The organism is Aeromonas sp. 160P, from assembly GCF_055193095.1.
Genome location: NZ_JBUXKV010000001.1, coordinates 2,725,744 through 2,750,903, shown reverse-complemented (window position 1 = coordinate 2,750,903; position 25,160 = coordinate 2,725,744). Strand labels below are relative to the sequence as shown.

The 25,160-nt window shown below is 58.8% G+C and carries 24 protein-coding genes; 8 read left to right on the top strand and 16 right to left on the bottom strand.

Features of this window, described 5'->3' with window-relative positions; all coding sequences use genetic code 11:
- Positions 1 to 36: 36 nt before the first annotated feature.
- From aroA to ACY8FN_RS12985, 4 genes are all read right to left on the bottom strand, one after another.
- Entirely contained in the window at positions 37 to 1,320 is a 1,284-nt protein-coding gene (gene aroA / locus ACY8FN_RS13000; protein WP_463100228.1) for a 3-phosphoshikimate 1-carboxyvinyltransferase, read from the bottom strand.
- 171 nt (positions 1,321 to 1,491) lie between these two features.
- Complete coding sequence (gene serC, locus ACY8FN_RS12995; RefSeq protein ID WP_463100227.1) at positions 1,492 to 2,580, bottom strand: 3-phosphoserine/phosphohydroxythreonine transaminase; 1,089 nt, start codon at positions 2,578 to 2,580, stop codon at positions 1,492 to 1,494.
- 225 nt (positions 2,581 to 2,805) lie between these two features.
- On the bottom strand, positions 2,806 to 3,732 hold the full coding sequence (locus tag ACY8FN_RS12990; RefSeq protein WP_463100226.1) for an electron transfer flavoprotein subunit alpha/FixB family protein: 927 nt from the start codon (positions 3,730 to 3,732) through the stop codon (positions 2,806 to 2,808).
- Positions 3,733 to 3,841: 109 nt separating this feature from the next.
- A complete protein-coding gene (locus tag ACY8FN_RS12985; protein WP_463100225.1) occupies positions 3,842 to 4,594 on the bottom strand; it encodes an electron transfer flavoprotein subunit beta/FixA family protein in 753 nt (250 codons plus the stop codon).
- Positions 4,595 to 4,763: 169 nt separating this feature from the next.
- On the opposite strand from ACY8FN_RS12985, the gene ACY8FN_RS12980 reads away from it, so the two are divergent.
- From ACY8FN_RS12980 to ACY8FN_RS12965, 4 genes are all read left to right on the top strand, one after another.
- Positions 4,764 to 6,425 carry an electron transfer flavoprotein-ubiquinone oxidoreductase gene (locus ACY8FN_RS12980; RefSeq protein WP_463100224.1) on the top strand — a complete coding sequence of 554 codons (1,662 nt, stop codon included), beginning with the start codon at positions 4,764 to 4,766 and terminating at the stop codon, positions 6,423 to 6,425.
- 12 nt (positions 6,426 to 6,437) lie between these two features.
- Complete coding sequence (locus tag ACY8FN_RS12975; RefSeq protein WP_101324662.1) at positions 6,438 to 6,533, top strand: 4Fe-4S dicluster domain-containing protein; 96 nt, start codon at positions 6,438 to 6,440, stop codon at positions 6,531 to 6,533.
- Between the two features lie 291 nt (positions 6,534 to 6,824).
- Positions 6,825 to 7,772, top strand: coding sequence for a magnesium/cobalt transporter CorA (corA, locus tag ACY8FN_RS12970; RefSeq protein ID WP_042023944.1), 948 nt, complete (start codon positions 6,825 to 6,827; stop codon positions 7,770 to 7,772).
- A gap of 148 nt (positions 7,773 to 7,920) precedes the next feature.
- The gene (locus ACY8FN_RS12965; protein WP_101324601.1) at positions 7,921 to 8,382 is read left to right on the top strand and encodes a DUF2919 domain-containing protein; all 462 of its coding nucleotides are present in this window, start codon (positions 7,921 to 7,923) and stop codon (positions 8,380 to 8,382) included.
- Between the two features lie 13 nt (positions 8,383 to 8,395).
- Here ACY8FN_RS12965 and ACY8FN_RS12960 read toward each other — a convergent pair whose 3' ends face one another.
- Positions 8,396 to 9,115, bottom strand: a complete 720-nt coding sequence (locus tag ACY8FN_RS12960; protein ID WP_463101169.1) for a hypothetical protein — start codon at positions 9,113 to 9,115, stop codon at positions 8,396 to 8,398.
- Between the two features lie 297 nt (positions 9,116 to 9,412).
- Here ACY8FN_RS12960 and ACY8FN_RS12955 point away from each other — a divergent pair, with 297 nt between their 5' ends.
- Together ACY8FN_RS12955 and ACY8FN_RS12950 are read left to right on the top strand one after the other, a co-directional pair.
- Positions 9,413 to 9,964 (top strand): lipoprotein, encoded by a 552-nt coding sequence (locus ACY8FN_RS12955; protein WP_463100223.1) that lies wholly within the window; start codon positions 9,413 to 9,415, stop codon positions 9,962 to 9,964.
- A gap of 195 nt (positions 9,965 to 10,159) precedes the next feature.
- On the top strand, positions 10,160 to 12,157 hold the full coding sequence (locus ACY8FN_RS12950; RefSeq protein WP_463100222.1) for a hypothetical protein: 1,998 nt from the start codon (positions 10,160 to 10,162) through the stop codon (positions 12,155 to 12,157).
- 96 nt (positions 12,158 to 12,253) lie between these two features.
- On the opposite strand, the gene glgC is transcribed toward ACY8FN_RS12950, so the two are convergent.
- A complete protein-coding gene (gene glgC / locus ACY8FN_RS12945; RefSeq protein ID WP_463100221.1) occupies positions 12,254 to 13,528 on the bottom strand; it encodes a glucose-1-phosphate adenylyltransferase in 1,275 nt (424 codons plus the stop codon).
- 189 nt (positions 13,529 to 13,717) lie between these two features.
- Here glgC and ACY8FN_RS12940 point away from each other — a divergent pair, with 189 nt between their 5' ends.
- Positions 13,718 to 15,358 (top strand): EAL domain-containing protein, encoded by a 1,641-nt coding sequence (locus ACY8FN_RS12940; protein WP_101324598.1) that lies wholly within the window; start codon positions 13,718 to 13,720, stop codon positions 15,356 to 15,358.
- Here the strand turns inward: ACY8FN_RS12940 and ACY8FN_RS12935 are convergent.
- The 9 genes from ACY8FN_RS12935 to ACY8FN_RS12895 form a co-directional block, all read right to left on the bottom strand.
- A complete protein-coding gene (locus ACY8FN_RS12935) occupies positions 15,321 to 15,815 on the bottom strand; it encodes a hypothetical protein (protein ID WP_101324597.1) in 495 nt (164 codons plus the stop codon). The genes ACY8FN_RS12940 and ACY8FN_RS12935 overlap by 38 nt on opposite strands.
- 178 nt (positions 15,816 to 15,993) lie before the next feature.
- Positions 15,994 to 16,356, bottom strand: a complete 363-nt coding sequence (locus tag ACY8FN_RS12930; RefSeq protein WP_042023959.1) for a DUF2750 domain-containing protein — start codon at positions 16,354 to 16,356, stop codon at positions 15,994 to 15,996.
- Between the two features lie 180 nt (positions 16,357 to 16,536).
- The gene (locus tag ACY8FN_RS12925; protein ID WP_042023960.1) at positions 16,537 to 17,841 is read right to left on the bottom strand and encodes an inosine/guanosine kinase; all 1,305 of its coding nucleotides are present in this window, start codon (positions 17,839 to 17,841) and stop codon (positions 16,537 to 16,539) included.
- Positions 17,842 to 18,027: 186 nt separating this feature from the next.
- A complete protein-coding gene (locus tag ACY8FN_RS12920) occupies positions 18,028 to 18,420 on the bottom strand; it encodes an MAPEG family protein (RefSeq protein WP_463100220.1) in 393 nt (130 codons plus the stop codon).
- 29 nt (positions 18,421 to 18,449) lie between these two features.
- Positions 18,450 to 19,424: a ferrochelatase gene (gene hemH, locus ACY8FN_RS12915; protein ID WP_463100219.1), complete on the bottom strand. Its 975-nt coding sequence runs from the start codon at positions 19,422 to 19,424 to the stop codon at positions 18,450 to 18,452.
- 100 nt (positions 19,425 to 19,524) lie between these two features.
- On the bottom strand, positions 19,525 to 20,169 hold the full coding sequence (gene adk / locus ACY8FN_RS12910; protein WP_042023979.1) for an adenylate kinase: 645 nt from the start codon (positions 20,167 to 20,169) through the stop codon (positions 19,525 to 19,527).
- Between the two features lie 302 nt (positions 20,170 to 20,471).
- On the bottom strand, positions 20,472 to 21,230 hold the full coding sequence (gene miaE, locus ACY8FN_RS12905) for a tRNA isopentenyl-2-thiomethyl-A-37 hydroxylase MiaE (protein ID WP_101347042.1): 759 nt from the start codon (positions 21,228 to 21,230) through the stop codon (positions 20,472 to 20,474).
- A gap of 201 nt (positions 21,231 to 21,431) precedes the next feature.
- Positions 21,432 to 22,952, bottom strand: a complete 1,521-nt coding sequence (gene purF, locus ACY8FN_RS12900) for an amidophosphoribosyltransferase (protein WP_463100218.1) — start codon at positions 22,950 to 22,952, stop codon at positions 21,432 to 21,434.
- Between the two features lie 18 nt (positions 22,953 to 22,970).
- A complete protein-coding gene (locus ACY8FN_RS12895; protein ID WP_042023984.1) occupies positions 22,971 to 23,462 on the bottom strand; it encodes a CvpA family protein in 492 nt (163 codons plus the stop codon).
- Positions 23,463 to 23,470: 8 nt separating this feature from the next.
- Here ACY8FN_RS12895 and ACY8FN_RS12890 point away from each other — a divergent pair, with 8 nt between their 5' ends.
- Positions 23,471 to 23,647 carry a hypothetical protein gene (locus ACY8FN_RS12890; protein ID WP_463100217.1) on the top strand — a complete coding sequence of 59 codons (177 nt, stop codon included), beginning with the start codon at positions 23,471 to 23,473 and terminating at the stop codon, positions 23,645 to 23,647.
- 2 nt (positions 23,648 to 23,649) lie between these two features.
- On the opposite strand, the gene serS is transcribed toward ACY8FN_RS12890, so the two are convergent.
- Positions 23,650 to 24,945: a serine--tRNA ligase gene (gene serS, locus ACY8FN_RS12885; RefSeq protein WP_101324593.1), complete on the bottom strand. Its 1,296-nt coding sequence runs from the start codon at positions 24,943 to 24,945 to the stop codon at positions 23,650 to 23,652.
- Positions 24,946 to 25,160 lie beyond the last annotated feature (215 nt).

The window sequence follows — 25,160 nt, the reverse complement described above, 5'->3', positions numbered from 1 at the left end:
GGCCCGAAGCGTCGATGATGACGGATTTGTCAGTGATCAGCCACGCTGGCTGATACTGGCCAGCTTGTCGAAGTAATCGGGGAAGGTCTTCGAGGTGCACTTGGGATCATTGATGGTGACCGGGGTATCCGACAGCGCCACCAGCGAGAAGCACATGGCGATACGGTGATCGTTGTAGGTATCGATCTCGGCGTGCTTGAGCTGGGTCGGCGGGGTCACGGTGATGAAGTCCCGCCCCTCATCTACCTCAACACCCAGCTTGCGCAGTTCGGTCGCCATGGCGTGCAGACGATCGGTCTCCTTCACCCGCCAGTTGTAGATATTGCGGATGGAGGTCGGCCCCTCGGCAAACAGTGCGGCAACGGCGATGGTCATGGCCGCATCGGGAATATGGTTCATGTCCATATCCACCCCGTGCAGCGGCGCTTGCTCAGCCTCGATAAAGTCATCGCCCCAGGTGATGCGCGCGCCCATCTTCTCCAGCACGTCGGCGAAGTGAATGTCGCCCTGAATGCTGTGCTTGCCGATGCCGGTCACCCGCACCTTGCCCTTGATGGCGCCCGCCGCGAGGAAGTAGGAGGCGCTGGAAGCATCCCCTTCCACCAGAAAGTCACCCGGGCTGATGTAGGTCTGGTTGCCCTTGATGTAGAACAGCTTGTAGTTGTCGTGCTCGATGACCACCCCGAACTGCTTCATGATGTGCAGGGTGATGTCGATGTAGGGCTTGGAGACCAGCTCCCCCTTGATATGGATACGGGTATCTCCGGCCGCCATCGGCGCCGCCATCAAAAACGCCGTCAGGAACTGGCTGGAAACGGAGCCATCGACATGCACGTCACCGCCCCACAGCCCCTTGGCATCCACTACCAGTGGCGGATAGCCATCTTTTTTCAGGTACTGGATATGGGCGCCCGCTTCACGCAGGGCATCCACCAGATGACCGATGGGGCGCTCTTCCATGCGCGGCTCGCCGCCTAGGGTATATTCACCGGAGCCGAGACACAGCGCGGCGCAGAGCGGACGCATGGCGGTACCGGCGTTGCCGAGGAACAGATTGACCGGCTCTTTCACCGCAAAGCTGCGGCCCAGACCCTGCACGGTGCACTCGGTCTTGTCGGCGGAGAGCTTGTACTTGACCCCAAGCTGGGTCAGCGCAGCCAGCATATGACGAATGTCATCGCTGTCGAGCAGGTTGGTCAGACGGGTGGTGCCACGGGCCAGCGCCGCCAGCAGCAGCGCACGGTTAGAGACACTCTTGGAGCCGGGCAGATTGACCTCTCCGGCCACACGAGAAATGGGTTCCAAACGCAACGAGTTCATAGACTTCCTGTGCTATCTCAAAATAAACGCCTGTCCGGACGTTAACAGCCTGCGTCCCGCTCGGCAAGGGCACTTTCAGGGGAAATCCCACGGCGAACGCCAGTCCGCTGGTTCTGTTGAAAAAAAGACGCCGGGCTATCCCCGGCGTCTTTGGTGGCAAAAGTTCAGCCTTTAACCGTGACGCTTGGCAAAGCCATCCATAAAGCTCACCAGGGCCTTCACCCCCTCCAGCGGCATGGCGTTATAGAGGCTGGCACGCATGCCACCGACGATGCGGTGCCCCTTGAGGGCCAGCAGGCCTGCGGCTTCCGATTCAGCCAGGAACTGCTTGTCCAGCTCGGCATTTTTCAGCTGGAACGGGATGTTCATCCGCGAACGGCAGCTGACATCCACCTGATTACCGTAGAAGCTCGACTGATCGAGATAGTCATACAGGAAGTCCGCCTTCTCCTTGTTGCGCGCTTCCATCGCCTCAAGACCACCCTGCTCTTTCAGCCACTCGAACACCAGACCGGCCAGATACCAGGCGTAGGTGGGTGGCGTGTTGAACATGGAGTCGTTCTTGGCGGTGAGCTTGTAGTCAAAAATCGAGGGCACATCGGCTCTGGCCTGATCCAGCAAGTCGTCGCGCACAATGGCGATGGCAAGCCCCGACGGCCCGATATTCTTCTGGGCACCGGCATAGATGATGCCAAAGCGGCTCACGTCGAGAGGACGGGAGAGGATGGTGGAGGAGAGATCCGCCACCAGCGGCACCTCGCCGGTGGCCGGGATGTCAAACATCTCGATGCCGTCGATGGTTTCGTTCGGGCAGTAGTGAACATAGGCCGCATCGGCGCGAAACGCCGGGGTCGGCAGCAGGTGAGAGATCCCCTGCCCGTTCTTGGCAACCCCCTGGAAGGTCTGGATATCGCCATACTTTTTGGCTTCATCCACCGCACTCTGGGACCAGACGCCGGTCAGCAGGAAGTCCGCCTTCTTGTTGGCGCCACCCAGCAGGTTCATGGGCACAGCGGAGAACTGACCGCGACCACCACCGTGCATGAAGAGCACCTTGTAGTTGTCCGGTACTGCCAGCAGGGAACGCAGATCCGCTTCGGCCTTCTCGGCAACCGCCATGTAAGGCTTGCCGCGATGGGAAAGCTCCATGACCGAGGCTCCCAGCCCCTGAAAATTACAAAATTCGCGCTGGGCGCGCTCCATGACTTCAACCGGCAGCATGGCGGGGCCGGCGCAGAAGTTGTAAATCTGTTTGCTCATGACGCTTTCCGTGAGTGGATGAGAGGAATCGATGACTTGTCAGGTTTTACACAAGAGCCGCCACCGGATCAAAGGCTTTTTGGGAGCTGGCTCAACCTTTTACCGTCACTCTGCATCCCCCTTGCAGCAGAAAAAGCCCTGAACGGGTCAGGGCTTGCAGGGAACATGCACAGAAATGGCGGGCAGATCGCATAAACGACCACTGCTGCGCCGTTTCTGACAAATTTACAGTTTGGCGGTGAGCTCCGGCAGCAGGGTGAAGAGATCCCCCACCAGCCCGTAGTCCGCCACCTGAAAGATCGGGGCCTCGCTGTCCTTGTTGATGGCCACGATCACCTTCGACTCCTTCATCCCCGCCAGATGCTGGATGGCCCCCGAGATACCGACCGCGATATAGAGCTCGGGTGCGACCACCTTGCCGGTCTGCCCCACCTGCAGGTCGTTGGCCACATACCCCGCATCAACGGCGGCCCGCGATGCGCCGACCGCCCCCCCCAGTTTGTCGGCCAGTGCGTCAATCAAAGCAAACTGCGCCTTGGAGCCAAGGGCTCGGCCACCGGAGACCACCACCCGGGCGGCGGTCAATTCGGGCCTGCTGGAGCGCACCGCGCGGCGCTCGACCAGCCGGGTACGGCCAGCGAATTCGGGCACGGCCAAGTGCTCGATGAGAGCCGGCCCGCCTGTCGCCGCCTTGGCAAAGGCGGTCGCCCGCACCGTCATCATCTTGACCGGTGCCGAGCTTGCCACTCTGGCAATGGCATTGCCGGCATAGATGGGGCGCAGGAAGGTGTCGTTGCTTTCGATACCGATCACCTCGGAGAGCATCTCCACCCCGAGCCGGGCCGCTACCTGGGGCAGCAGTGCCTTGCCCATGGCACTCGCCGCCATCAGGCAGTGGCTGTACCCCTGACACCAGCTGACCAGCAGCTTGTCGACCCCATCCAGCAGCCCGTCGGCCAGCCGAGGATGTTCGGCAAGCAGCACCTTGTCGACACCGCCGAGTACAGCCGCCTGCTCACCCGCCTCGGTCAGCCCCTGACCCAGCAACAGCAGATCGACCTGACCACCGATGGATGCGGCGGCGGTGACCAGTTGCGCCACGTTGTCGGCCAGATGGCCCTGATGATGTTCGGCAATGATCAGCACGCTCATGGCAGCTCCTTAGCGTCATTAGTCAATCGTTCCATCCCCTGCATCAGCGCACTAGACCCAAGCTCGACGACGAGTCGCACCTGACGATGTTCAGCTATCACCAGGGCATTCATGGCAGCACCTTCGCTTCGTGTTTGAGTTTGTCCACCAGCTCGTCCACCGAGCTCACCTTGATCCCGGCGCTGCGGGCTGGCGGCGCCATCACCCCGAGCAAACGGGTCTGGTTGGCCACCTCAACGGCGAGTGTCGAGAACGGGGCGCTATCAAGCGGCTTGCGCTTGGCCTTCATGATGTTGGGCAACGAGGCAAAACGCGGTTCATTCAAACGCAGATCGGCGCTCACCACCGCAGGCAGCGGCATGCCCAGGGTCTCCAGTCCGCCGTCGATTTCACGGGTCACCAGCAGTTCCCCCGCTTCCACCTTGAGGACGGACGCGCAGGTCGCCAGCGCCCACTCATTGAGGGCTGCCAGCATCTGGGCCACCTGATTGTTATCCGAATCGATGGACTGCTTGCCGAGCAGCACCAGATCCGGCTGCTCCTGCTCACACACTTTGTGCAAGGCGCGGGCGACGGTCAGCGGGGCGAGCGTCTCATCGGTGACATAATGCAGCGCCCGATCCGCCCCCACTGCCAGCGCATGGCGCAGCTGCTCGGCCGCCGCGTCCGGGCCGAAGGTCACCACCACCAGCTCGCTGGCGATACCCGCTTCCCGCAGCCTGACCCCCTCCTCCACCGCAATTTCACAAAAGGGGTTGATCCCCATCTTCACATTGGCCAGCTCCACGTCGGAGCCGTCTCCCTTCACCCGGATCTTGACGTTGTAGTCGACTACCCGTTTGATCGCGACCAGCAGCTTCATGGGGTCATGCCTCGTCTCTTTGGATTGAATTCATTAGTGTGCCTCTGCGTTTGTTGCAGTACGCTCTTCCCTGATTTTTTGCTTTTTCTTGCTCAGTTTTGCTTACAACTACTTTACGTTTACGTAAACTACCAGCATTACCCTAGGCCAACCAGAGCGCAGAGGCAAGATGGAACGGGAAGCAATGGAATTTGATGTCGTCATCGTCGGCGGCGGTCCGGCGGGGCTCACTGCAGCCATCGCCCTGAAACAGCAGGATGCCACTCTTTCGGTCTGTCTGCTGGAGAAGGGGGCCGAAATTGGCGCCCACCTGCTCTCCGGCGCCCTGTTTGATCCCGTCGCCTTGCAAGAGCTGCTGCCGGATTGCTGGCAGCAAGCGCCGCTCGGCGTACCGGTCAGCGACGATCAGGTACATCTGCTGCAAAGCGAACAACGATCCCTGCAACTACCCGCCTGGGCCGTACCGCCCCGGATGCACAATCAGGGTTGCCATGTGGTCAGTCTTGGCAATCTCTGCCGCTGGCTCGGCCAGCAGGCGGAAAAACTGGGAGTCGAAATATACCCGGGGTTTACCGCCAGCGAACTTATCATGGAAGCGGGCCGGGTCAAGGGGGTTATCACCGGCGATCTGGGACTGGATCGCGCGGGCAACCCGAAAGCTGATCATGTGCCCGGCATGGCGCTGCTCGGCCGCTACACCCTCTTTGCCGAAGGGGCACGCGGCCATCTTGGCAAACAGCTGATCGCCGACTTCAATCTGGCAAGCCCTGCCCAGCCCCAACACTATGCCATCGGCTTCAAAGAGCTGTGGCAGCTGCCGGCAGGTCAAGGCAAGGCGGGACAGGTGCTGCACGGTAGTGGCTGGCCCCTCGGCAAGCAGGGCGGCGGCGATAGTCACGGTGGTTTCTATCTCTATCAAATGGAGGGGGATCAGGTGGCGGTCGGGCTGATTGTCGATCTCAACTACCAGAATCCCTGGCTCAGCCCGTTCGACGAATTCCAGCGCCTCAAACATCACCCGCTTATCGCCGACCTGCTGCAAGGGGGGGAGCGCATCAGCTACGGCGCCCGCGCCATCACCAAAGGGGGCTGGCACGCCCTGCCCCGCATGCACTTCCCGGGCGGCCTGCTGATCGGTTGTGATGCGGGCACCCTCGACTTCTCCCGTATCAAGGGGATCCACACCGCCATGAAATCGGGGATGCTGGCGGCAAAAACCGTCGCGATGGCACTGCGGGGGGGCGATGAGGGGGGACGGGATCTGGCCCAGTATGGCGACGAGCTGCAACAGAGCTGGCTGGCCCGCGAGCTCAAGGCGGCGCGCAACTTTGGCGCGGCCCTCCATCGCTATGGTCCCTGGTTGGGCGGCGCCTTCAACTGGCTGGAGCAGCAGCTGTTTGGCGCGAACTTGCCCTTCAAACTGCCCGGCTCTTTTACCTTATTAGATAGGGAGCCTGATTATCGCCAGCTGCGCATGGCCAGCCGCTGCGAACCCATCCATTACCCCAAACCTGATGGCAAGCTGAGCTTTGACAAGCTCTCGTCTGTGTATCTCGCCAACACCAGTCACGACGAGGATCAGCCCTGCCACCTCAAACTGCAGGACGAACGCATTCCGGTAGAGGTCAATCTGCCCACCTGGGCTGAACCCGCCCAGCGCTACTGCCCGGCCGGGGTATTTGAAGTGCTGGAAACGGAAGGCGCGGCAACACTGCAGATCAACGCCGCCAACTGCATTCACTGCAAAACCTGCGACATCAAGGATCCCAGTCAAAACATCGTCTGGACACCGCCACAGGGGGGATCCGGCCCCAATTATCCCAATATGTGATGACGTACAGCGATACCAAGATGCGGTGACATCAAGGATACTCAGCCCCAAAACATCACATGGACGCCGCCACAGGGGGGATCCGGGCCCAACTATCCCAATATGTGATGCAGCGGGGCGATAGCAAAAGATTGCCCCAGCCATCCTTCCCCCCTGTCAGGCACAGGTTCGACCCCACACGGCCGCTCAGCTGATCCGACCTCGCTGCTTTTTTAAACAAACACGCCAGACCCCCTATGAATTGGCCCTGACAAGCGCGGCCCGCCCCTGTATAGTTCGCCGCATTCAGGTTTTCCATCGGCCCGTTTTGCTTATCCACGGGATCGCTTTCTGTGCGATCTAGGCCGCATGACCTGTGCAACCATCCCTGATGACCCATGACTTTTTAAGGGGGGACAGATGATCACCGCCTACATTCTCAATAACAAGGTGCTGGACATAGTCACGCTCGGGCCTGACGACATAGTGCCTGACAACACGATCTGGCTGGATGCCTACAAACCAGACACGGCAGAGCGAGAATGGTTGACGGGCCTGTTTCTGGAAGAGGTTCCCGACAAGGAAGAGCTCGACGACATCGAAGCATCTGCCCGTTTTTACTGGGATACCGATGGTCTGCACATTCACTCTCTGTTTCCCCAGCGGATCGGCCGTGACACCAAGGGTGTCCACGTCTCCTTTACCCTGCGCAATAACCTGCTGATCAGCATTCGTGAAGATGATATCGGGCTGGTGCGCCTGCTGCGCCACTATATGCGCCAGGATCGGCTGGAGGTGGAAGATGCCCTCGATGTGTTGCTCGAGGTGCAAAATCTCAAGGTGGAGTACCTCTCTGACCTGATCGAAGATGGTTACAAGACTCTGGAAAACACCGCCGATCAAATCTTCGAGCCTGACCAAATCAATTCAATGCTCAAGGAGCTGATGGCGCAGGAAGAGGCCAACGGCCAGATCCGTCTCTCCCTGCACGATACCCGCCGCGCCCTGCGATTCCTCAAGCGCAGCCTGCGCCAGCGCATGAGCCTGGAGCAGAACAAGTGGATCGACGAGATGCTGCACGACGTGGAATCGCTGTTGCCTCACACCCAGTTCCTGTTCGACAAGATCAACTTCCAGCTGGAGGCCTCCATGGGGGTCACCAATCTGGAGCAGAACAAGGTGATCAAGATCTTCTCGGTTGCCGCGGTGATCTTCCTGCCGCCAACCCTGATCGCCAGTATCTACGGCATGAACTTTGGCCGGATGCCGGAGCTGGCCTGGGAGTATGGCTATCCCATGTCGCTGGTGCTGATGGTGATGTCATCGCTCGGCACTGGCCTCTTCTTCAAGCGCAAAGGCTGGCTGTAACACCGCTGACATGCGCGGCGATATCTGCAGAAACACATTGGGGGGCATGGCCCCCCGATTAATTCGCGCAGCTTCCAACGCCTTGCAAAGGGCGCTCCCTCGCCCCATATCCCCTCAATCACTCCATTCATGTGGATAACGGGCAACCATGACCCTCTACCCCGAACACCGATATGACGATCACGGCCAGTTGCGCCCGCCCCTCTGGTTCTGGCCCATCGCCCTGCTGCTGACCCGCTCGGTCTGGCTGTTTCTGATGGCTGGGGTGACCCGCGAGAGCGGCAGCGAGATCCTGACCCTCTTCTATCCAGACAAGATCACCCTCTACATCAGTCTGCTGACCGACGTGCCCGCCATCCTGGCGCTGCTCGCCTGCGGTGGCACCTATCAACAGACCCAAAGCATTCGTGCCAGACTCAGGCGCCACAGCCCGACCCTGTTGCTCTGCTCTGCCGTGAGCGGCCTGCTGATGCAACTGCACAGCCTCAATCTGCAGAAGTGGTCGTTCAGCTGGCCCACCGCGCTGGTGCTGGTCGCCAGCCTCTGGTCCCTCTGGTATCTGCTGCGCAGCCGCCAGCTGCGCGAATATGCCGCCGACCAGCCCCACTAGCGGGTTTGGCATCCTATTGGCGCGTGACCCGGATCTGCAGGGTCTGGCGCTCGCTCTGGCTGCCTCGCGCTCCCTGTAGCCGGGTGCCGAGGCTGCTCCCTTGATCCGCAGAACTGGTCGAAAGCTCCCCCACCGTCAACCACTGACCCGGGGCCCCGCTCACTTCGGTGGCACTCTGCCCCGTGCTGATGGTGCCCTGATCCAGCCTCACCTGTTCGCTGCTGAGCGCGATCTGCACCCGATCGCCAATCAAGGTGGCCGTGGCATAGAGGCCGTTCACCAGCGGCATCATCCCCACCACAGCCCCCCCGTTCCATTGATAGAAGGTCACAGGTTGATAGGAGCCCATCTGCAGCAGCACGGGGCGGCCCGAAAGCCCACGCACCTGCCAGCTGTCGTTCTGGCTGCGTTGGTACTGCTGGGCGTTGCCATCAAGCAGCCACTGCCGTTTGGCCTCGTCACGACTGATTGAGCCCCCCAGTTGCTGACCGCTGGCTGCCCCATCCACCCGCCACTCGATAAGCAGGCTTTGCGGCGGCTGGTTGATCTGCGCCAACGTGGCTTCAGCCTCCTGCAGTTGGGCTGGCGTACCGCTCAGTACCAGCTGGTTGCCCATGGCGCTTACCCCCAGCTGGGGGTAGATCTCCTTGAGGGTCTGCACCGCCGCCTGCGCCTCGAAGACCGGAATGACCTTCACCTCGGCCCACAGCGACGGGCTCCAGAGCCCCATCATGCAGCCAAGCCACAGCAGCACTCTGCGGCCAACCTTGCCCATCCGAACCATCGCGCTCTCCTCGTTCTCTGTACTCTTCTCGCTCTCTGTTCTTGTCTCTCTCTGCTCAGGCGTAGACCCACCCCTGCAGCCAACTGCTCGGCCCTACTCGGTTCACCCGTTGATGATGAACCCGGTGGTTGCCAAAAAACAACCGGGAATGCAGCCACCCCGTGATTTGCCACGGTATGAGGCTCTCATTCCACGCCCATTATCGCGTAAGATAGCGCCCTCATATTTGCCCACGCGGAATCTATCATGTTGAAACAGCTGTTGTTACTCCCCCTCGCCCTGCTGCTGGGGGCCTGCTCCCTGACCCAGTACAACGTCAGCGAGGCCGAAATCAACCAGTACCTCAAAGATCAGGTCTCTTTTGAAAAACAGCTGGGGATCCCCGGCATCATGTCGAGCAAGATCCGTCTGGACGAGATGCAGAGCCGCATCGGCCGCAAGCAACCGGATCGCATCGAGCTGGATGCCGCTGGCGACCTGCAGGTGAGCAGCCCGCTCGGCAGCCAGCAGATGAAGATCCGCTTTGCCCTGAGTGCCCGCCCGGACTATGTGGCCGACCAGGGCGCCATCTATCTGCGCGACCTTGAGCTGCTCTCGGTCAAGACCGAGCCAGCCGATATCGGGGCCGCCCTCACCCCGCTGCTGCCCACCTTCAATCAGTCGCTCTCCCTGTTCCTGTCGCAAACCCCGGTCTACCGCCTCGACAGCAGCCGCAAGAACGAAGCCAGGATCAAAGACAAGGTCGAAGCCCTCAAGGTAGAGCCGGGCCGTCTGGTCATCCCGTTCAAGGTGCTCTGATCCCCGCCGCACTGGCACTTTCATCGCGATCAACAGATAACCGTCCTCTTCGACAGCACACTTCCGGTTTAACGTGCTGCCGATCAGGGCGGTTTTTTACTTCTCAAGTCCCCTCCGACACAGCATAATGCAGACCATTCTCATTTAGATTCGTCATGAGAAGCGTCAATAATAAAACCAATGGTGAGAAGGGACATGAGAAAAACCGTACTGGTTCAGGCGATCGCCTGCGCACTGATCAGCGGCGCCGCACACGCAGCCGTCAAAGTCGAAGACAAGACATTCAATACCGCTGCCAACATGCTGGCCTATACCGAATTCGAGCTTTCCGGTGAGCCGCTGGCCGAAGCGCTGGGGCTGGATCTGGATGTGCTGGATGCCAACCGTGCCGATGAGCCGACCCCGTTCGACTTCGCTGCTGGCATCGAATCCTATGAATACTCCGAAGAGGCGATGTACGCCCTCAACTACCAATCCGGCATGGGTCCTCATCTGGTAAATGGGCCGCAAAACCTGGCCCGTGGCGGCACCATGGCCGATCTCGGCAAACGGGTACTGGCCATGGCTGACGCCGTTGGCTTCCCGGCTGATGAAGTACCGCAGGGCATGTATCCCCTCTCCCTGCCCTACGCCTCCGCCAATCCGGAGTTTGCCCAGGCCGTCAACGCCACCCCGGTTAATGGCGACCAGATCACCATCAAGACCGCCAAAGGCACCGAGAAAACCGTCAAGACCCAGGTGCCGGCCTACTTCCGTGACTACAGCACCCTGCGCTGGAGCGGCAGTGACAACCTGCTGGTGCCCGCAGCCGTGGGCGGCATCCTGCTCAAAGAGGTGATGTGGTCGCAAGACTTCCTTGGCGGCATGCACGTGGCCGAAACCGACGAAGAGGTAGAGGCCGCCTCCACCACCATGGATCAGGATGGCAAGCACAAGCTGGGCGTCTCTGCTGCCGACGGCTTCAACGGCATGATGCTGACCGAACAATCCATCGACAAGCTGGCCATCATGCAGAACCAGCTCGGCTTCGATGGCAAACAACTGGGCGCCAAAATCACCCCGCAGTACGATCCGGCCAAAGGCGTGATCTACTTCCCCCATCAGGTGAAAGTGACCGAAACCAGCAACAACGATGCCGGTGCCATCGGCAAGCTGGAGGTGGTGGATGGCTCCGCCCAGCTGCGCGATGCCTGGATGATGCTGTGGCCGCTCTCCGAGTTCTATGCCTTCAGCGATCAGCGCAGCGCCAACACCAACCAGAACCCGGCCTTCCACGCCGTGTTTGACGGCGCGCCGTTTGCCGCCGCACCGGCTGCCAACAAGGCCAATGACCTGGCCAAAGCCGTCGCGGGCAGCGATGCCTTCTCGCTGGCGATCAATCTCTCCAACCTCACCTTCAAGAACCTGGCCGCCCTGCACTTTGATGCCAAAGCCGGAACTCTGGTCGACAGCTGGCAGGCGGGCAAACAAGGCAAGCATGTCACTACCTTTGACGCCGCCTACGCCCTGGTCGCCCTGCAGATCTTCCAGCGCGCTCAGGATGCGCTGCCGGTCGGTTACGCCGCTGGTGACAATGGCGAGCTGAACCTCAAGACCAAGCAGGGTCAACAGGCGCTTGAGCTTATCCGCAAGCAGGCCGATTTCATCCTTGCCAACCTCAAGGGCAAAAATGGTCTGGTGCATGACGGCATCACCCTGGGTGGCAAGCTCGATTCCGGCCACTCCATCGATGCGCAGTTCGCGGCCATCCGTGGCCTGACCGCCGCCTTCCTCGCCACCTCCGATGCCAAGTACCGCACAGCCGCCCGCGAGCTGTTCATCGCGGCTGATAAGGCCTACTTCAATTCCAAAGCAGGCACCTGGCTGGCTGGCAAACAGGGTGAATACACCCCCTGGACCCAGGCTGCCATCTCCGGCGCCCTGCGCTCTGCCATGCTGAACCTGCGCAACGAAGGGGCCGAGCAGGCGCCCGAGCTGGAGCTGGCCAAGCTGACCGGTCAGTATGTCAGCTGGTTCCGTGGCACCGTCAACGGTGGCATGCAGATGGCCGAGTGGATTGGTGACTCCGGTGAGAACATCATCGAAGGTGCCGGCAGCGACACCGATGAAGATGGGGTACCGCAAGTGACCGCAGCCGGTGGCAAGCACGGCACCGCCATGGTGATGGCCGCCAAAGCGGTGGTCAGCGAGTAATCATCGCCATTCACCCACATGTAAAAGGGAGCCAATTTGGCTCCCTTTGCATTACAGCGTCTGACACAGTTTCAAGGAACTTTTTTCACAACCCGGCTAAACCAGCTTGTCCAGCATCACCTTGGTCACCAGCACGATCCCCTGCTCGGAGCGGTAGAAGCGGCGGCTATCCTCATCGGCATTCTCGCCCACCACCAGCCCATCGGGCAGGACACACCCTTTATCCACCACCACCCGGCGCAGACGGCAACCTGCCCCCACTTCAACCCCCGGGAAAATGATCGCCTGATCCAGGGTACAAAAAGAGTGAACCCGGACATTGGTAAAGATCACCGAATTGAGCACGAAGGAGCCACTGACGATGGCGCCGCCAGCAAACATCGAGTTGATGGTCATGCCGTGCTGACCGTTGCGGTCCTGCACAAACTTGGCCGGTGGCGTCAGGGTCTGGCTGGTCCAGATCGGCCAGTTTTCATCATAGATATCGAGTTCGGGCACCACAGAGGCGAGATCCATGTTCGCCTCCCAGAATGAATCCAGGGTCCCTACATCACGCCAGTAAGGCGCTTGCCCCTCACGGGCACCGACACAAGACATATTGAAGGGATGGGCATAGGCCTTGCCTTCCTCAACGATACGGGGGATCAAGTCCATCCCGAAATCATGTTTGGAGTCCTGATTGAGAATGTCTTCCTCCAGCAGTTGATAGAGGTACTCCGCCTCGAAGATATAGATCCCCATGGAGGCGAGGGAGCGATCATCCCGACCCGGCATGGCGGGCGGATTGGCCGGTTTCTCTACAAAGGCGCGGATCTTGCGCTGCTCGTCAATGTCCATGACCCCGAAGGCTGACGCCTCGGCCCGTGGCACCTCGATACAGGCCACCGTCACCTTGGCACCAAGGCGCACATGGTCGAGCAGCATGGCGGCGTAGTCCATCTTGTAGATGTGATCCCCCGCCAGCACCACTATGTATTTGGGACCGTAGTCACGAATGATATCGACGTTTTGATAAATGGCATCGGCGGTACCACGATACCAGTGCACTTCGTCCACTCTTTGCTGGGCAGGCAGCAGATCGATGAACTCGTTCATCTGATAACGCAGGAAGGACCAGCCCGATTGCAGGTGACGCAGCAGACTGTGAGATTTGTATTGTGTCACTACACCCACCCGGCGGATCCCCGAGTTGATGCAGTTGGAGAGCACAAAATCAATGATCCGGAATTGGCCACCGAAATGGACGGCAGGCTTGGCACGATTAGCGGTCAACTGCTGCAAGCGACTGCCACGTCCACCCGCCAGCACCAGTGCCATACTCTGATTTAACAATTGTCGTGCTTTGGCACTATTTTCTGGCTCTAGCAACATGATTTACCTCTGCCCTGTTTGATCTATTTTCAACCTATCTTCGCTGGTTTAGAGGACGCTGAAAGTGGTTTCACTCACATTTAACCGATCTCAATTGGCCCTTTTCGCCAAGTTGCGAGGAATAGCATGATTTGATCTGCAAGCTTGGTTAAAATTCCCCCATAAAGCAGCCACTTCAAGGATGATAAGATGGTTCACAAGCTCGGACGCCCCCTCTTTCTGATCGCTATCATAGTGGCCATACCCCTGCTACTCCTGCAAGCAGTTTGGTTGGCCCTTCAGAGCACACCGCTTACCATGGCCATTATTCTGGCAACCACACTGCTCGGCATGATCTTGCTGCTGATGCTGGCCATTCGCACCATGGATGGCATGCTCCAACATCAGGAGCTGAGCTGGGTCAAGGCGATCAGAGCGCGGGACCCGTCACAGCTCGGCGAACCTTCCTCGCAAGAGGTGCTGCAACAGCTGCTGGAGCAGTTTGACAGTGCCGAACAGAGTGCCCATCGCCAACTGACCGAACTGAGCAATCTGGCTACCACCGACGAACTGACCCAGCTACTCAACCGTCACGCATTTCGCCGTGACATGACCGAGCTGCTGCAGCGGGATCAGGATACCCAGACCGCCACCCTGGTGCTGATCCGTGCTACCGAGCTTGGCAAGATCAATGCCCAGCGTGGCTTCCAATCCGGTGATGCCTACATCAAGGACATGGCAACCCTGATCAAACGAGTCGTGAGCCGCTTCCCGGGCAATCAGGTCTATCGCATCTCGGGAGCCGATTTCGCCGTGCTGGTCCAGCCGGTCGCCAATATCCCGCCCCACTTGCTGGGGCAGGATTTGAAGATGGCCTTCGATCACTATCAGGATCAACATGAACTGGAGAGCACCGCCTACTCGGGGCTGACCAAACTCAACAGCGGCCAGAAAATCGAAGCGGTACTGGCCAGAGCAGATCTGGCGCTGGCCCGCGCCCAGACCGAAACCATCAATGGTTGGGCGATTCAGCAAGATGACAACGTCTCTGACCTGCAGGGACAGCATCACTGGCGCGAAGTGCTGACCGAGGTACTGGCACAAGAGCGCCTCAGCTTTACCTACCAGCCGATCCAGCCACTGCATCGCAGCATGCTGGCCTACAACGAGATCTACACCCGCTTCAGCGGCAACGATGGTACTGCCCTGCCCACTGACACCCTGTTTGCCATGGCACAGCGGCTCGATCTGGTGATGCGACTGGAACAACTGGTCATTACCCACATCATGCGTCAGTACCGGGCCTTTGGTGCGAATCAGAGCCGTTGGGGGATCAACCTCTCCCCCAACCTGCTGCAAAACAGTGCCTTTTTGATCTGGCTCGACCGCCAGTTGATCAAGGATCCCAACACCAGTGCCAATCTGGTATTCGAACTGGATGAAGAAAACCTTGAGCGCAACCTGACCGGTGCCAAGCGGGTGTTTGAGCTACTGCGCCGCAACGGCAGTCGCTCGGCCATCGCCAACTTCGGCAAGGGGATCGGCTCCTTCACTCTGTTTCGCGAACTCAAACCTGACTATATCAAGCTGGATCCGGCCCTGATCACCGGGCTGGAGCAAGATCAAACCAATCAGCAGTTCGTGCGGATGATCGTTGATGTGTCTCACCGGATGGGATGCCAGGTGATTGCAGAAGGAGTAGAGCAGCTTGGCCAGAAACAGCTGCTGCAGGGGATGTATGTGGATGGCTTGCAAGGCTATCTGATCGCCCGGCCGCAACCGTTGCGACCGGATATCAGCCAGATCGGACTGTTTACTGAGGATGTTTCAACTTCAACAGGGTCAGAATGATGTCGTTGAGCTGGCGGTAACGTTCCAGCTCCTTCTGATCGTAGCGGGTCGCCAGCGTGGTGGGGTTATGGCGATTTTTGAGGTAACGGTTGATCTGCAACCGGTTGAACCCCGCCACCTGATAGACCTGCCCCAACAGGGTATTGAGCTCATCATGCGCCAGACCTGCTCGGGCCAGATATTGGCTATCGGCCGGACTCTCGGTCTGGTGGCTCCACTTGCCGATACGACCGCTCTCCTGCAAATAGCTCAGCCACTGCTCAAGATACACCGGCTTGCAGCCCGCCAGCAGACTGAAAAATCCCACCGCATCGCAACGGCAGCCGCTCAAGAGTATCACCGCCAATTCATCGTCGTCACACTGGAAGGTCACAGGCCCAGCTTGCGCCCAGTCAAGCGCCTGCAGCCGGATCTCGGCTCGTCCTCCCGCCACTCCTGTTACGTCGAATACAAACATGGCGCGCCCCCTTTGGCAAAAGGTTGATGATGGACCATCCCCCAGGCAGGTGCAAAGGCAAATCGTCGTTTAACGCATCATTGGGCCCAATCGACCATAAAAAAGACCGGTATCTTCGCAGATACCGGTCTTTAACCAAGGATGGGCCGATCTTGTCAGGCCATCAATGGAGGTGCTTTCAGGCGTTCAGTTCAACCAGTGCCTTGGCCAGCTCGATCGGTTCGAGCTCCTGACCTTCCAGATCGGCGTTCCAGTTCGGGCCGACCAGCACATCATCTTCATCCAGATCGTTGATCCAGATATCGAGGAACTCTTCCAGCTCGATCACTTCCGGCTCATAGTCAGCCCACTCGTCCACGCAGTGCAGACGGGCATCTTCTTCGGCAGACCAGAGCGGCATCACGTCGGCATCTTCAAATTCGGCGGAACGGCAGACGACCCAGTCTTCCCCATAGCGCAAACCCCACACCTGACCCGACTCGCGGACTTGTTCGATAAACAGTTGGAAATTGGCGTCAAGGTTGTCGTTAAGCATGCTCATGGGGCTCTCTCTTTCTTTCGGGTGCTGCGGCATTGTCGGGCGACAATACGATGGCCAAATGGTGTCGTAAAAGTGACATGGACTCAAGCATATTGGGGTTATTGATGGAAAAAAGCCGGGATAACCGCCATTTGCCTGCAAAAGCGCCTCCCGGGGGAGGCGCGTGATAACAACCTGGGATCAACGCTCCCAGTAAACCTCTTCCAGGCTGTCCTCTTTTTCCGGCAAGCCGCGCGAAAGACGCGGGCTGCTCTGGGCCAGCACTTCATAGCTGACTCGGTTGGCGTACTTGCACACCTGAGCCAAAGAGGAATAGGTGAGGAACTCGGAGATATGCTTGGCCGAGTTGGGCACATTCATCCGGTGATAGGAGTTGGCTACCATGTCGTGCAGCACGGCAGAGAGGGCGCCATCCCCTGCCCCGTTGGTGTTCTTGATCTTCTCCGGGCCACCCATGTACGGGGAGATGTGGGAGTAGATCCGGGCAGGCTTGCGGCACTTGGCGCGGGCCATCGGGCGGCTGAACTCATACATGTTGAACTCGGGGATAACGCCAGGCAACAGGGTATGGGTGGTTTCGCGCTTGTAATCTTCGTCGGTGTAGCTCGCCATATAGAGGCCAATGGGGCCGGCAGTGCAGAGCACCATGTCGGCCCAGTCGAGCGCCTTGTCGGCAGCACCGAGTGGATCTTTGATCCCGGTAAGGGCCTCACCTTCATCTTCGTTCATCGCCAGCACGGTCACGTTCTCGGCAATGAAGTCACGCCACCACTGGGGGTTTTCGTCGATGACAAAGCGGGTACCCAGGGTCAAGATGACCGGCACCCCGGCCTCGCGAGCATGACGAACGGCAGCCATCGCCGCCTCTTTCATCGGGTCACCATCATCACCACGTACCAGATAGGCAGTGATCACCAGGGCCGAAGCACCTTTGATCACCTCTGCCGGGATATGATTGACATCCAGCTGATTCATCTTGCCCGCGTTGATACCAAAGCTGCGCTCACCGCACTCGGTAATGAAGGTAAAGCAACGACCGATGGGGCCATCGACCGGCTGCAAATAGTCGAGATTGACGCGGGAAGAGGTGTTGCACAGATAGCGGTAGGCGTAGCAGCCGATGCGAATATCCTGACTCATCACACCCAGCAGGATGGAGTGAGAATCCGCCAGCACCGAGTAGTTGTGAACCGTGTTGCCGATGGTGCCACCGGCAAACTCGCTCACCACCATATTGTTGGCTTTGAGCTCATCATAAATCCGTTCAGCCACGTCATCCTTGATCACCACAGAATGACCTTTGCTCAAACCATAACGGGTCAGAAAGTCTTCATCCACATGGGCTTCGATATCTACCAGGGTCTGATCGATCCCGACCACATAGGCTTTGCCCAATTCGGTCAACAGCGGATTGTGCGATACCAGCGGATCACGTCTGTCGACAGGGAAATAGTGTTTGGACTTGCGCTGACCGGGAAATTTCATGGCAATGTTCTGTGCTCTGGGGGAAAGAGGGGCGGGATTTTAACACAATCCGCCGCCCCGAAAAGTCGCCCTGATTAAATTATGGGGTCAGTATAGCCAAGGGCTACCAGAGAAAACGTTTGTCTTTTCACCATAAAAAAACCACCCCGCCCGGGGTGGTTCTCAAGCACAACAAAGCATCAGTTTTCAGGCTGCCGCAACGCCCTGCAACAGGGCCAGCACCGAGAACAGCCCGAGGGCAAGCCAGAACAGCAAGGTCCCCAGAAAACGGGGCACATTGGGCGCTTTCGGGATCTGGATGCCGATGGCATGGAGGATGCGACCGACCAGCAACATGGCACCACCGACATGTAACCAGAGCGCATCGGCACCGGCAAGCTCACACAGCGCCATCAGCAGCAGGGTCAGCGGCACATACTCGGCGAAGTTGCCGTGAGCCCGGATCGCCGCCAGCAGCTCGGGAGCCTGCCCCTGCCCTATCATCACCCCGAACTGGGCGCGGCGTCTGACCACCCAAAAAGAGAGCCCCAAAAACAGCAACCCCAGCAGGCCTGCATAAATCAGCGTGATATGGATCATCTTGTCACTCCTGCTATTGCAAGGTTCACTCAGGCCAGCTCGCGGCAGATAAGAGAGACCATCATCCTGATATGGGCCTGATCGCTGTTGAGTGCCGGAATATATTCAAATTGTTCGCCACCGGCTTCCATGAAGATCTCCCGGTTCTGCACCTGGATCTCTTCCAAGGTTTCCAGGCAATCAGCGGAAAACGCCGGACAGATCACATCGAGCCGCTTGATCCCGCTCGCTGGCAGCCCTGCGATGGTCACGTCGGTGTAAGGCTTGAGCCACTCCTCCTTGCCAAAGCGGGACTGGAAGCTGGCTGTCCATTGCCCCGCCGCCAGCCCGAGCGCCTCGGCCAGCAGGGCTGCGGTACTGCGGCACTGGTGGCCATAGGGATCCCCTTCGTTCTCATAACGCTCGGGAATACCGTGGAATGACATCAGCAGATGCTCGCCCTGGCCGTGTTGCTCCCAGTGACGGCGCACGCTCATGGCCAGCGCCTGAATGTATTCAGGATGGGCGTGATAATCACGGATCAGCCGCACCACCGGCAGATTGCGCTCTTGCTTCATCGCCCGCCCCCAGGCATCAAACACCGACGCCGTGGTGCTGACCGAATATTGCGGATAGAGCGGCAACAGGATCACCCGGTTGACCCCTTTAGCCTTGAGTGCTTGCCAGCCATCGCTCACCGAGGGGGCACCATAGGTCATGGCCAGCTCCACCGGCACCTCGAGCCCTTCCCGCTTGAGCTCCTGCTCCAGCGCGGCGCGCTGCTGCTTGCTGATCACCATCAGCGGTGAGCCCTGCTCGGTCCACACCTGCTGATAGAGCTTGGCCACTTTGGGGGAACGCGTCGGCAAGATGATGAAGTGCAGCAGCGGGCACCAGAGGTAACGGGGCAAGTCCACCACCCGGGGATCGTGCAGGAACTGGCTGAGGAACGCTTTGACGGCGGCAGTGGTCGGCGCGGCTGGGGTACCCAGATTGACCAGCAATATTCCGGTTTTCGTGGTCACATTGGCTTCCTGTCTATCTGTCATGAACCAAAAAAAGGCCCCTAGGGGGCCTTTTCTTCATTTACCTGATGGCACAGAGGCGCTGTACCGACAGCAAAGATCAGCCCAGAATGGTGGCAAGCTGCTTGCTGACCAGATCAACCGGCTGGGTGCCGTCGATCTTGACGTAACGGGTGTGGCCCGCTTCCGCCTCTTTGCCGTAGAAACCGATCAGCGGCGCGGTCTGCTGATGGTATACATCCAGACGCTTGCGTACTGTGGTCTCTTCGTCGTCGGCGCGGATCACCAGATCTTCGCCGGTCACGTCATCCTTGCCTTCCACTTTCGGCGGGTTGAACACCACGTGGTAGGTACGGCCGGAGCCGGAGTGAACGCGACGGCCGCTCATCCGCTTGACGATCTCTTCGTCCGGCACCGCAAACTCCAGCACGAAATCAACCACAACACCGGCATCCTTCATGGCTTGCGCCTGGGGAATGGTGCGCGGGAAACCGTCCAACAGGAAGCCTTTCACGCAATCTGCTTGAGCAATACGCTCTTTGACCAGACCAATGATAATGTCGTCAGAGACCAGCTGACCTGCGTCCATCACAGCTTTGGCTTTCAGACCCAGCTCGGTGCCCGCCTTGATTGCTGCACGCAGCATGTCGCCGGTGGAGATCTGGGGAATACCGTGGTTTTCCATGATGAACTGAGCCTGAGTACCTTTGCCGGCGCCCGGAGCCCCCAACAGAACAATGCGCATACACGCTCCTATTGATTGGTTATTCAAATATTGCGAAGGCAAAAAAGTACACGGTTTCGCCCGTTTCTACAAGCTCGAGCCGCCTGAGTGAGCAGTTTCTCACCATTATTGCCCGCTGACCGAACAGGATTTCACCGTAAGGAAGATGCGCAAAAATAATGAGGGTTTAGGCAGAGTGCGCCAATTGGCTGTCAGCAGGCTAGCGATAAAAAAATCCCGGCTCAGGGCCGGGAATTGCGCTCAAAAATAACTACTTGTCGCTCGTAGTAGGAACAGGGCAATCGTAGTTTGCCCCCTGTGCGTCAACAACTGTCAGATGTGACAGGGAGGCCGCTATGGAACCGGAACTGCGGATCCGGCGAGCAGATAAGCTCGGCTTCCAGTTTGCCAAAGAAGGCCACCCGCTCGCTGATATCCTCCCCTGCATACTGTTCAGCCAGGTTCAGGTAATCCTGATAGTGGCGGGCCTCGGAGCGCAGTAAAGAGACATAGAAGCGGCTCAGCTCTTCGTCCAGATGGGGCGCCAGCTTGGCAAACCGCTCGCAGGAGCGCGCCTCGATGTAGGCGCCGATGATCATCTTGTCGACTATGGTGGCCGGTTCATGGGTGCGCACATGCTGCATCAGTTGGCGAGCGTAACGGGAGGCTGTCACCGGCCCGTATTCGATGCCGCGGGCCTGCATGATCGCCAGCACCTGCTCGAAGTGGTGCAACTCCTCCTGAATGAGCCGCACCATGGGAAACAGCAACGGGTTGCGCTCCAGCTCGGCAAACACGGTGCGATCAGACTCCCCCATGCTGCGCTTGCCAAGGATCTCGGCCTTCTCCGGAATGGCATCCAGCTCGCGATAGAACTCCAGTTTGGGCAGCAGATGACGCTTGCCCTTGGGCAGGCAGTAGCGGCGCACCAGACTGTGGGCGGTGAGCGCGGCCTTGGTCTCGCAGTTGGCGTGATCGATAAGCAGGGTCGGCAAACGGGCAGGATCCCGCGCCATTTCGACCCACTCATCCGGGGTCTCGCACTGCAGAAACTGGCGCACAGGGGCTAGCAGATCGTCCATCACAACTCTCGTCGGTTAAAAGCGTATCGGTCATACAGGTTGGCCCCTATGCTAACGGATCCTGCCAGACATGCCCATATCCAGCAAAATAAGTGCTTAATTTTCAATCTGATGCGCACTACTTTTGCCATCTCCCCCGAGCAGACATAACAATGGGGGCCTTAGCCCCCATCTCATCTCAAGCACCGCCAGCGAAAACGTTTAACTTCCTTCGTTAAAAATTTCCAGATTGCTGGTGCCTTCCTGCCACTCACGCACCGCTTTGGTGTCATCGTTGCGCAGGGCATTGAGGTGATCCAGATAGGATTGGTCCACGTCGGAGGTCACGTAGTGGCCGTTGAACACCGATGTCTCAAAGTGGCGCAGATCCGGGTTGAGCTCCCGCACCGCCTCTTCCAGATCTTCCAGATCCTGGAAAATCAGGCCGTCGGCACCAATCAGCGCACACACCTCTTCCACTTCACGGCCATGGGCGATCAGCTCGTTGGCGGTGGGCATGTCGATACCGTAGACGTTGGGGAAACGGATCTCCGGCGCTGCCGAGGCGAAGTAGACCTTGGCGGCACCCGCTTCACGGGCCATCTGGATGATCTGCTCGGACGTGGTACCACGGACGATGGAGTCATCCACCAGCAATACCTTCTTGCCCTTGAATTCGGAACCAATGGCATTGAGCTTGCGACGTACTGACTTCTTGCGCTGGGTCTGGCCCGGCATGATGAAGGTACGGCCGATGTAGCGGTTCTTCACGAAGCCCTGACGGTATGGCAGGTTGAGGGTGTGGGCTATTTCCAGCGCCACGTCACAGGAGGTCTCGGGGATGGGGATAACCACATCGACGTCGAGATCTTCCCATTCGCGGGCAATCTTCTGACCCAGCTTGCGACCCATGTTGAGACGAGCGGCATACACTGACACCTTGTCGATGCACGAGTCAGGACGGGCAAAGTAGACATATTCGAAGATGCAGGTACTCATCTGCGGATTCTCCGCACACTGCTCGGAGAAGAGCTGGCCCTGCTCGGTGATGTAGATGGCTTCACCCGGTGCAATATCCCGCACCGTCTCGAAACCGATGGCATCGAGTGCCACGCTCTCGGAGGCCAGCATGTACTCCAGATGTCCTTGCTCGTCCTGACGACGACCGAGGATCAGCGGGCGGATGCCGTTGGGATCGCGAAAGCCAATCAGGCCATGACCAATCACCAGCGAGACCACTGCATAAGCGCCGCGGATCTGCTGATGGGTTCGGCGCACCGCAGCGAAGATATCTTCGGGACGCAGGGCCATCTTGTCGCAGAGATCCAGCTCGTGAGCCAGCACATTCAACAACACTTCCGAATCAGAGGTGGTATTGATGTGACGGCGGGCGACCTTGAACTGCTGCTCTTTGAGCTCCTTGGCGTTGGTGAGGTTGCCATTATGGGCCAGCACCATGCCGTAGGGAGAGTTCACATAAAAAGGTTGGGCTTCCGCGGCACTGGAGCTGCCTGCGGTGGGGTATCTGACATGACCTATGCCGATGTTCCCCTGCAGACGCTGCATGTGGCGCACTTCAAACACATCCTTCACCAGGCCATTGGCCTTGCGTTGCCGGAAGTTTCCACTATCAATGGTCACGATCCCGGCGGCATCCTGTCCCCTGTGCTGCAACACCGTCAAGGCGTCGTAGAGGGCCTGATTGACGGGGGTGGTGCCAACTATACCGACAATACCGCACATGTCTTTGCTACCTCGAAGTCACTGTACCTGTTGAAGAAAGCTTGATGAGTTCAACATGAACCCGAAAAACCACTGGATCACCGGTTTGAACTCGGGCACCAGCTTGGACGCCACCCACCAGTCGCTCTGGGAGAGGCTGGTGAAGGTATCCATAAAAAACAACAGGGCACTGACAATCAGTACCCCGCGAATTGCACCGAAGCAGACCCCCAACACCCGATCGGTGCCAGAGAGCCCGGTTTTTTCAACCAGCAACCCCACTACGTAGTTCACCACTCCCCCCAGGATCAGGGTCGCCACGAACAAGGCTGCAATAGCCAGCCCATTGCGCACCATGGCATCGGAGAACGAAGTGAAGTAGACGGCGAGATCGGGATAAAAATGGCTGGCAATAAAGAAGGCGATAAACCAGGTGACAAGAGACATGGCCTCCTTGACGAAGCCGCGCACCAGGCTGATGAGAGCAGAAAAACCGACGATGCCGATGATGGTGTAATCAATCCAGACCATAGAAAAAGATGTCCTGCGAAATTGCGGCGCAGTCTAACAAAAACGATTGCGCATTGCTTGATAAAATTGTGTTAACTGTTCAAAGCAGTGCCGAACAGCCGATTTTCTTGACCACTCAAACAGGTGGCCGGCGCCAAAATGCACAACGCCATGGCAATGCCATGGCGTTGTGGTCAGCAGCGTGAGCTTACCCGATGTGGGTCAGGCCACCCATGTAGGATTGCAGCGCAGCCGGGATGGCGATGCGGCCATCTTCCTGCTGGTAGTTCTCCATCACGGCAACCAGGGTACGACCCACAGCCAGACCGGAACCGTTCAGGGTGTGCAGCAACTGCGGCTTGCCGTCGATGCGCACGCGAGCCTGCATGCGGCGCGCCTGGAAGTCGGTGCAGTTGGAGACAGAGGAGATCTCGCGGTAGGTGTTCTGGGCTGGCAGCCACACTTCCAGATCGTAGGTCTTGGACGCGCAGAAGCCCATGTCACCGGTAGAGAGCGCCATCACGCGATACGGCAGCTCCAGCAGTTGCAGTACCTTCTCGGCGTGACCCACCATCTCTTCCAGCGCTTCCCAGGATTGCTCCGGGTGAACCAGCTGAACCATCTCGACCTTGTCGAACTGGTGCATACGGATGAGGCCACGGGTATCACGACCGTAGGAACCCGCTTCAGAACGGAAGCAGGGGCTGTGGGCGGTCATCTTGATCGGCAGCTCTTGCGCGTCAAAAATCTCGTCACGGGCCATGTTGGTGAGTGGCACTTCAGAGGTCGGGATCAGCGAGAACTTGCGCACCTTGCCCTCTTCTTCCCCTTCGCCCTCGATACCGGTGTTAAACAGGTCTTGAGCAAATTTTGGCAACTGACCGGTACCATAGAGGCTGTCCGGGTTCACCAGATAAGGCACGTAGCACTCGGTGTAGCCGTGCTGCAGGGTGTGCAGGTCCAGCATGAACTGGGCCAGGGCGCGGTGCAGACGGGCAATCTGACCCTTCATCACCACGAAACGGGTACCGGAGAGCTTGACGCCGTTCTTGAAGTCAACGCCCTTGGCCGCTTCGCCCAGATCGATATGGTCGCGTACCGGGAAGCTGAACTCGCGCGGGGTACCCCAGCGACGTGCTTCCACGTTGTCATTCTCGTCACGGCCAACCGGGGTGGTCTCGCTCGGCAGGTTCGGGATCGCATCGGCAATGGCTTTCAGCTGGGCCAGCAGGGCATCCAGCTCGACTTTGCTGGTCTCCAGCTCGTCGTTGATCTTGGTCACGTCGGCCTTGAGCGGGGCAACATCTTCACCACGACGGGCAGCTTCACCGATGGATTTGGAGCGGGCGTTGCGCTCGGCCTGCAGCTCCTGAGTGCGGGACTGCAGATCCTTGCGTTTCTCTTCCAGAGCGTTGACAGCCGCTACGTCCAGAACGTAGCCACGTGTCGCCAGACGAGCGGCAGCCTCTTCGATATCGCTGCGCAGATATTTGGGATCCAGCATGGTTTACCTACTTTTTTTAAAATGGGATCTGGGCCTGAGTCATCATGACGGGCTGGGAAACAGATCCGGAAGTTAACATCGGTTGGCGCACCCCAATCGTCTTCAGGATCGGGCCTTAACAATCAGGCCTTCGAAATCAGGAAGATGGCGCAAGGCCAAGACAAACGGGGTCGGATGGGCAGTGTAGCAGACCGCCCCCCCGCCCGAACAGGGAC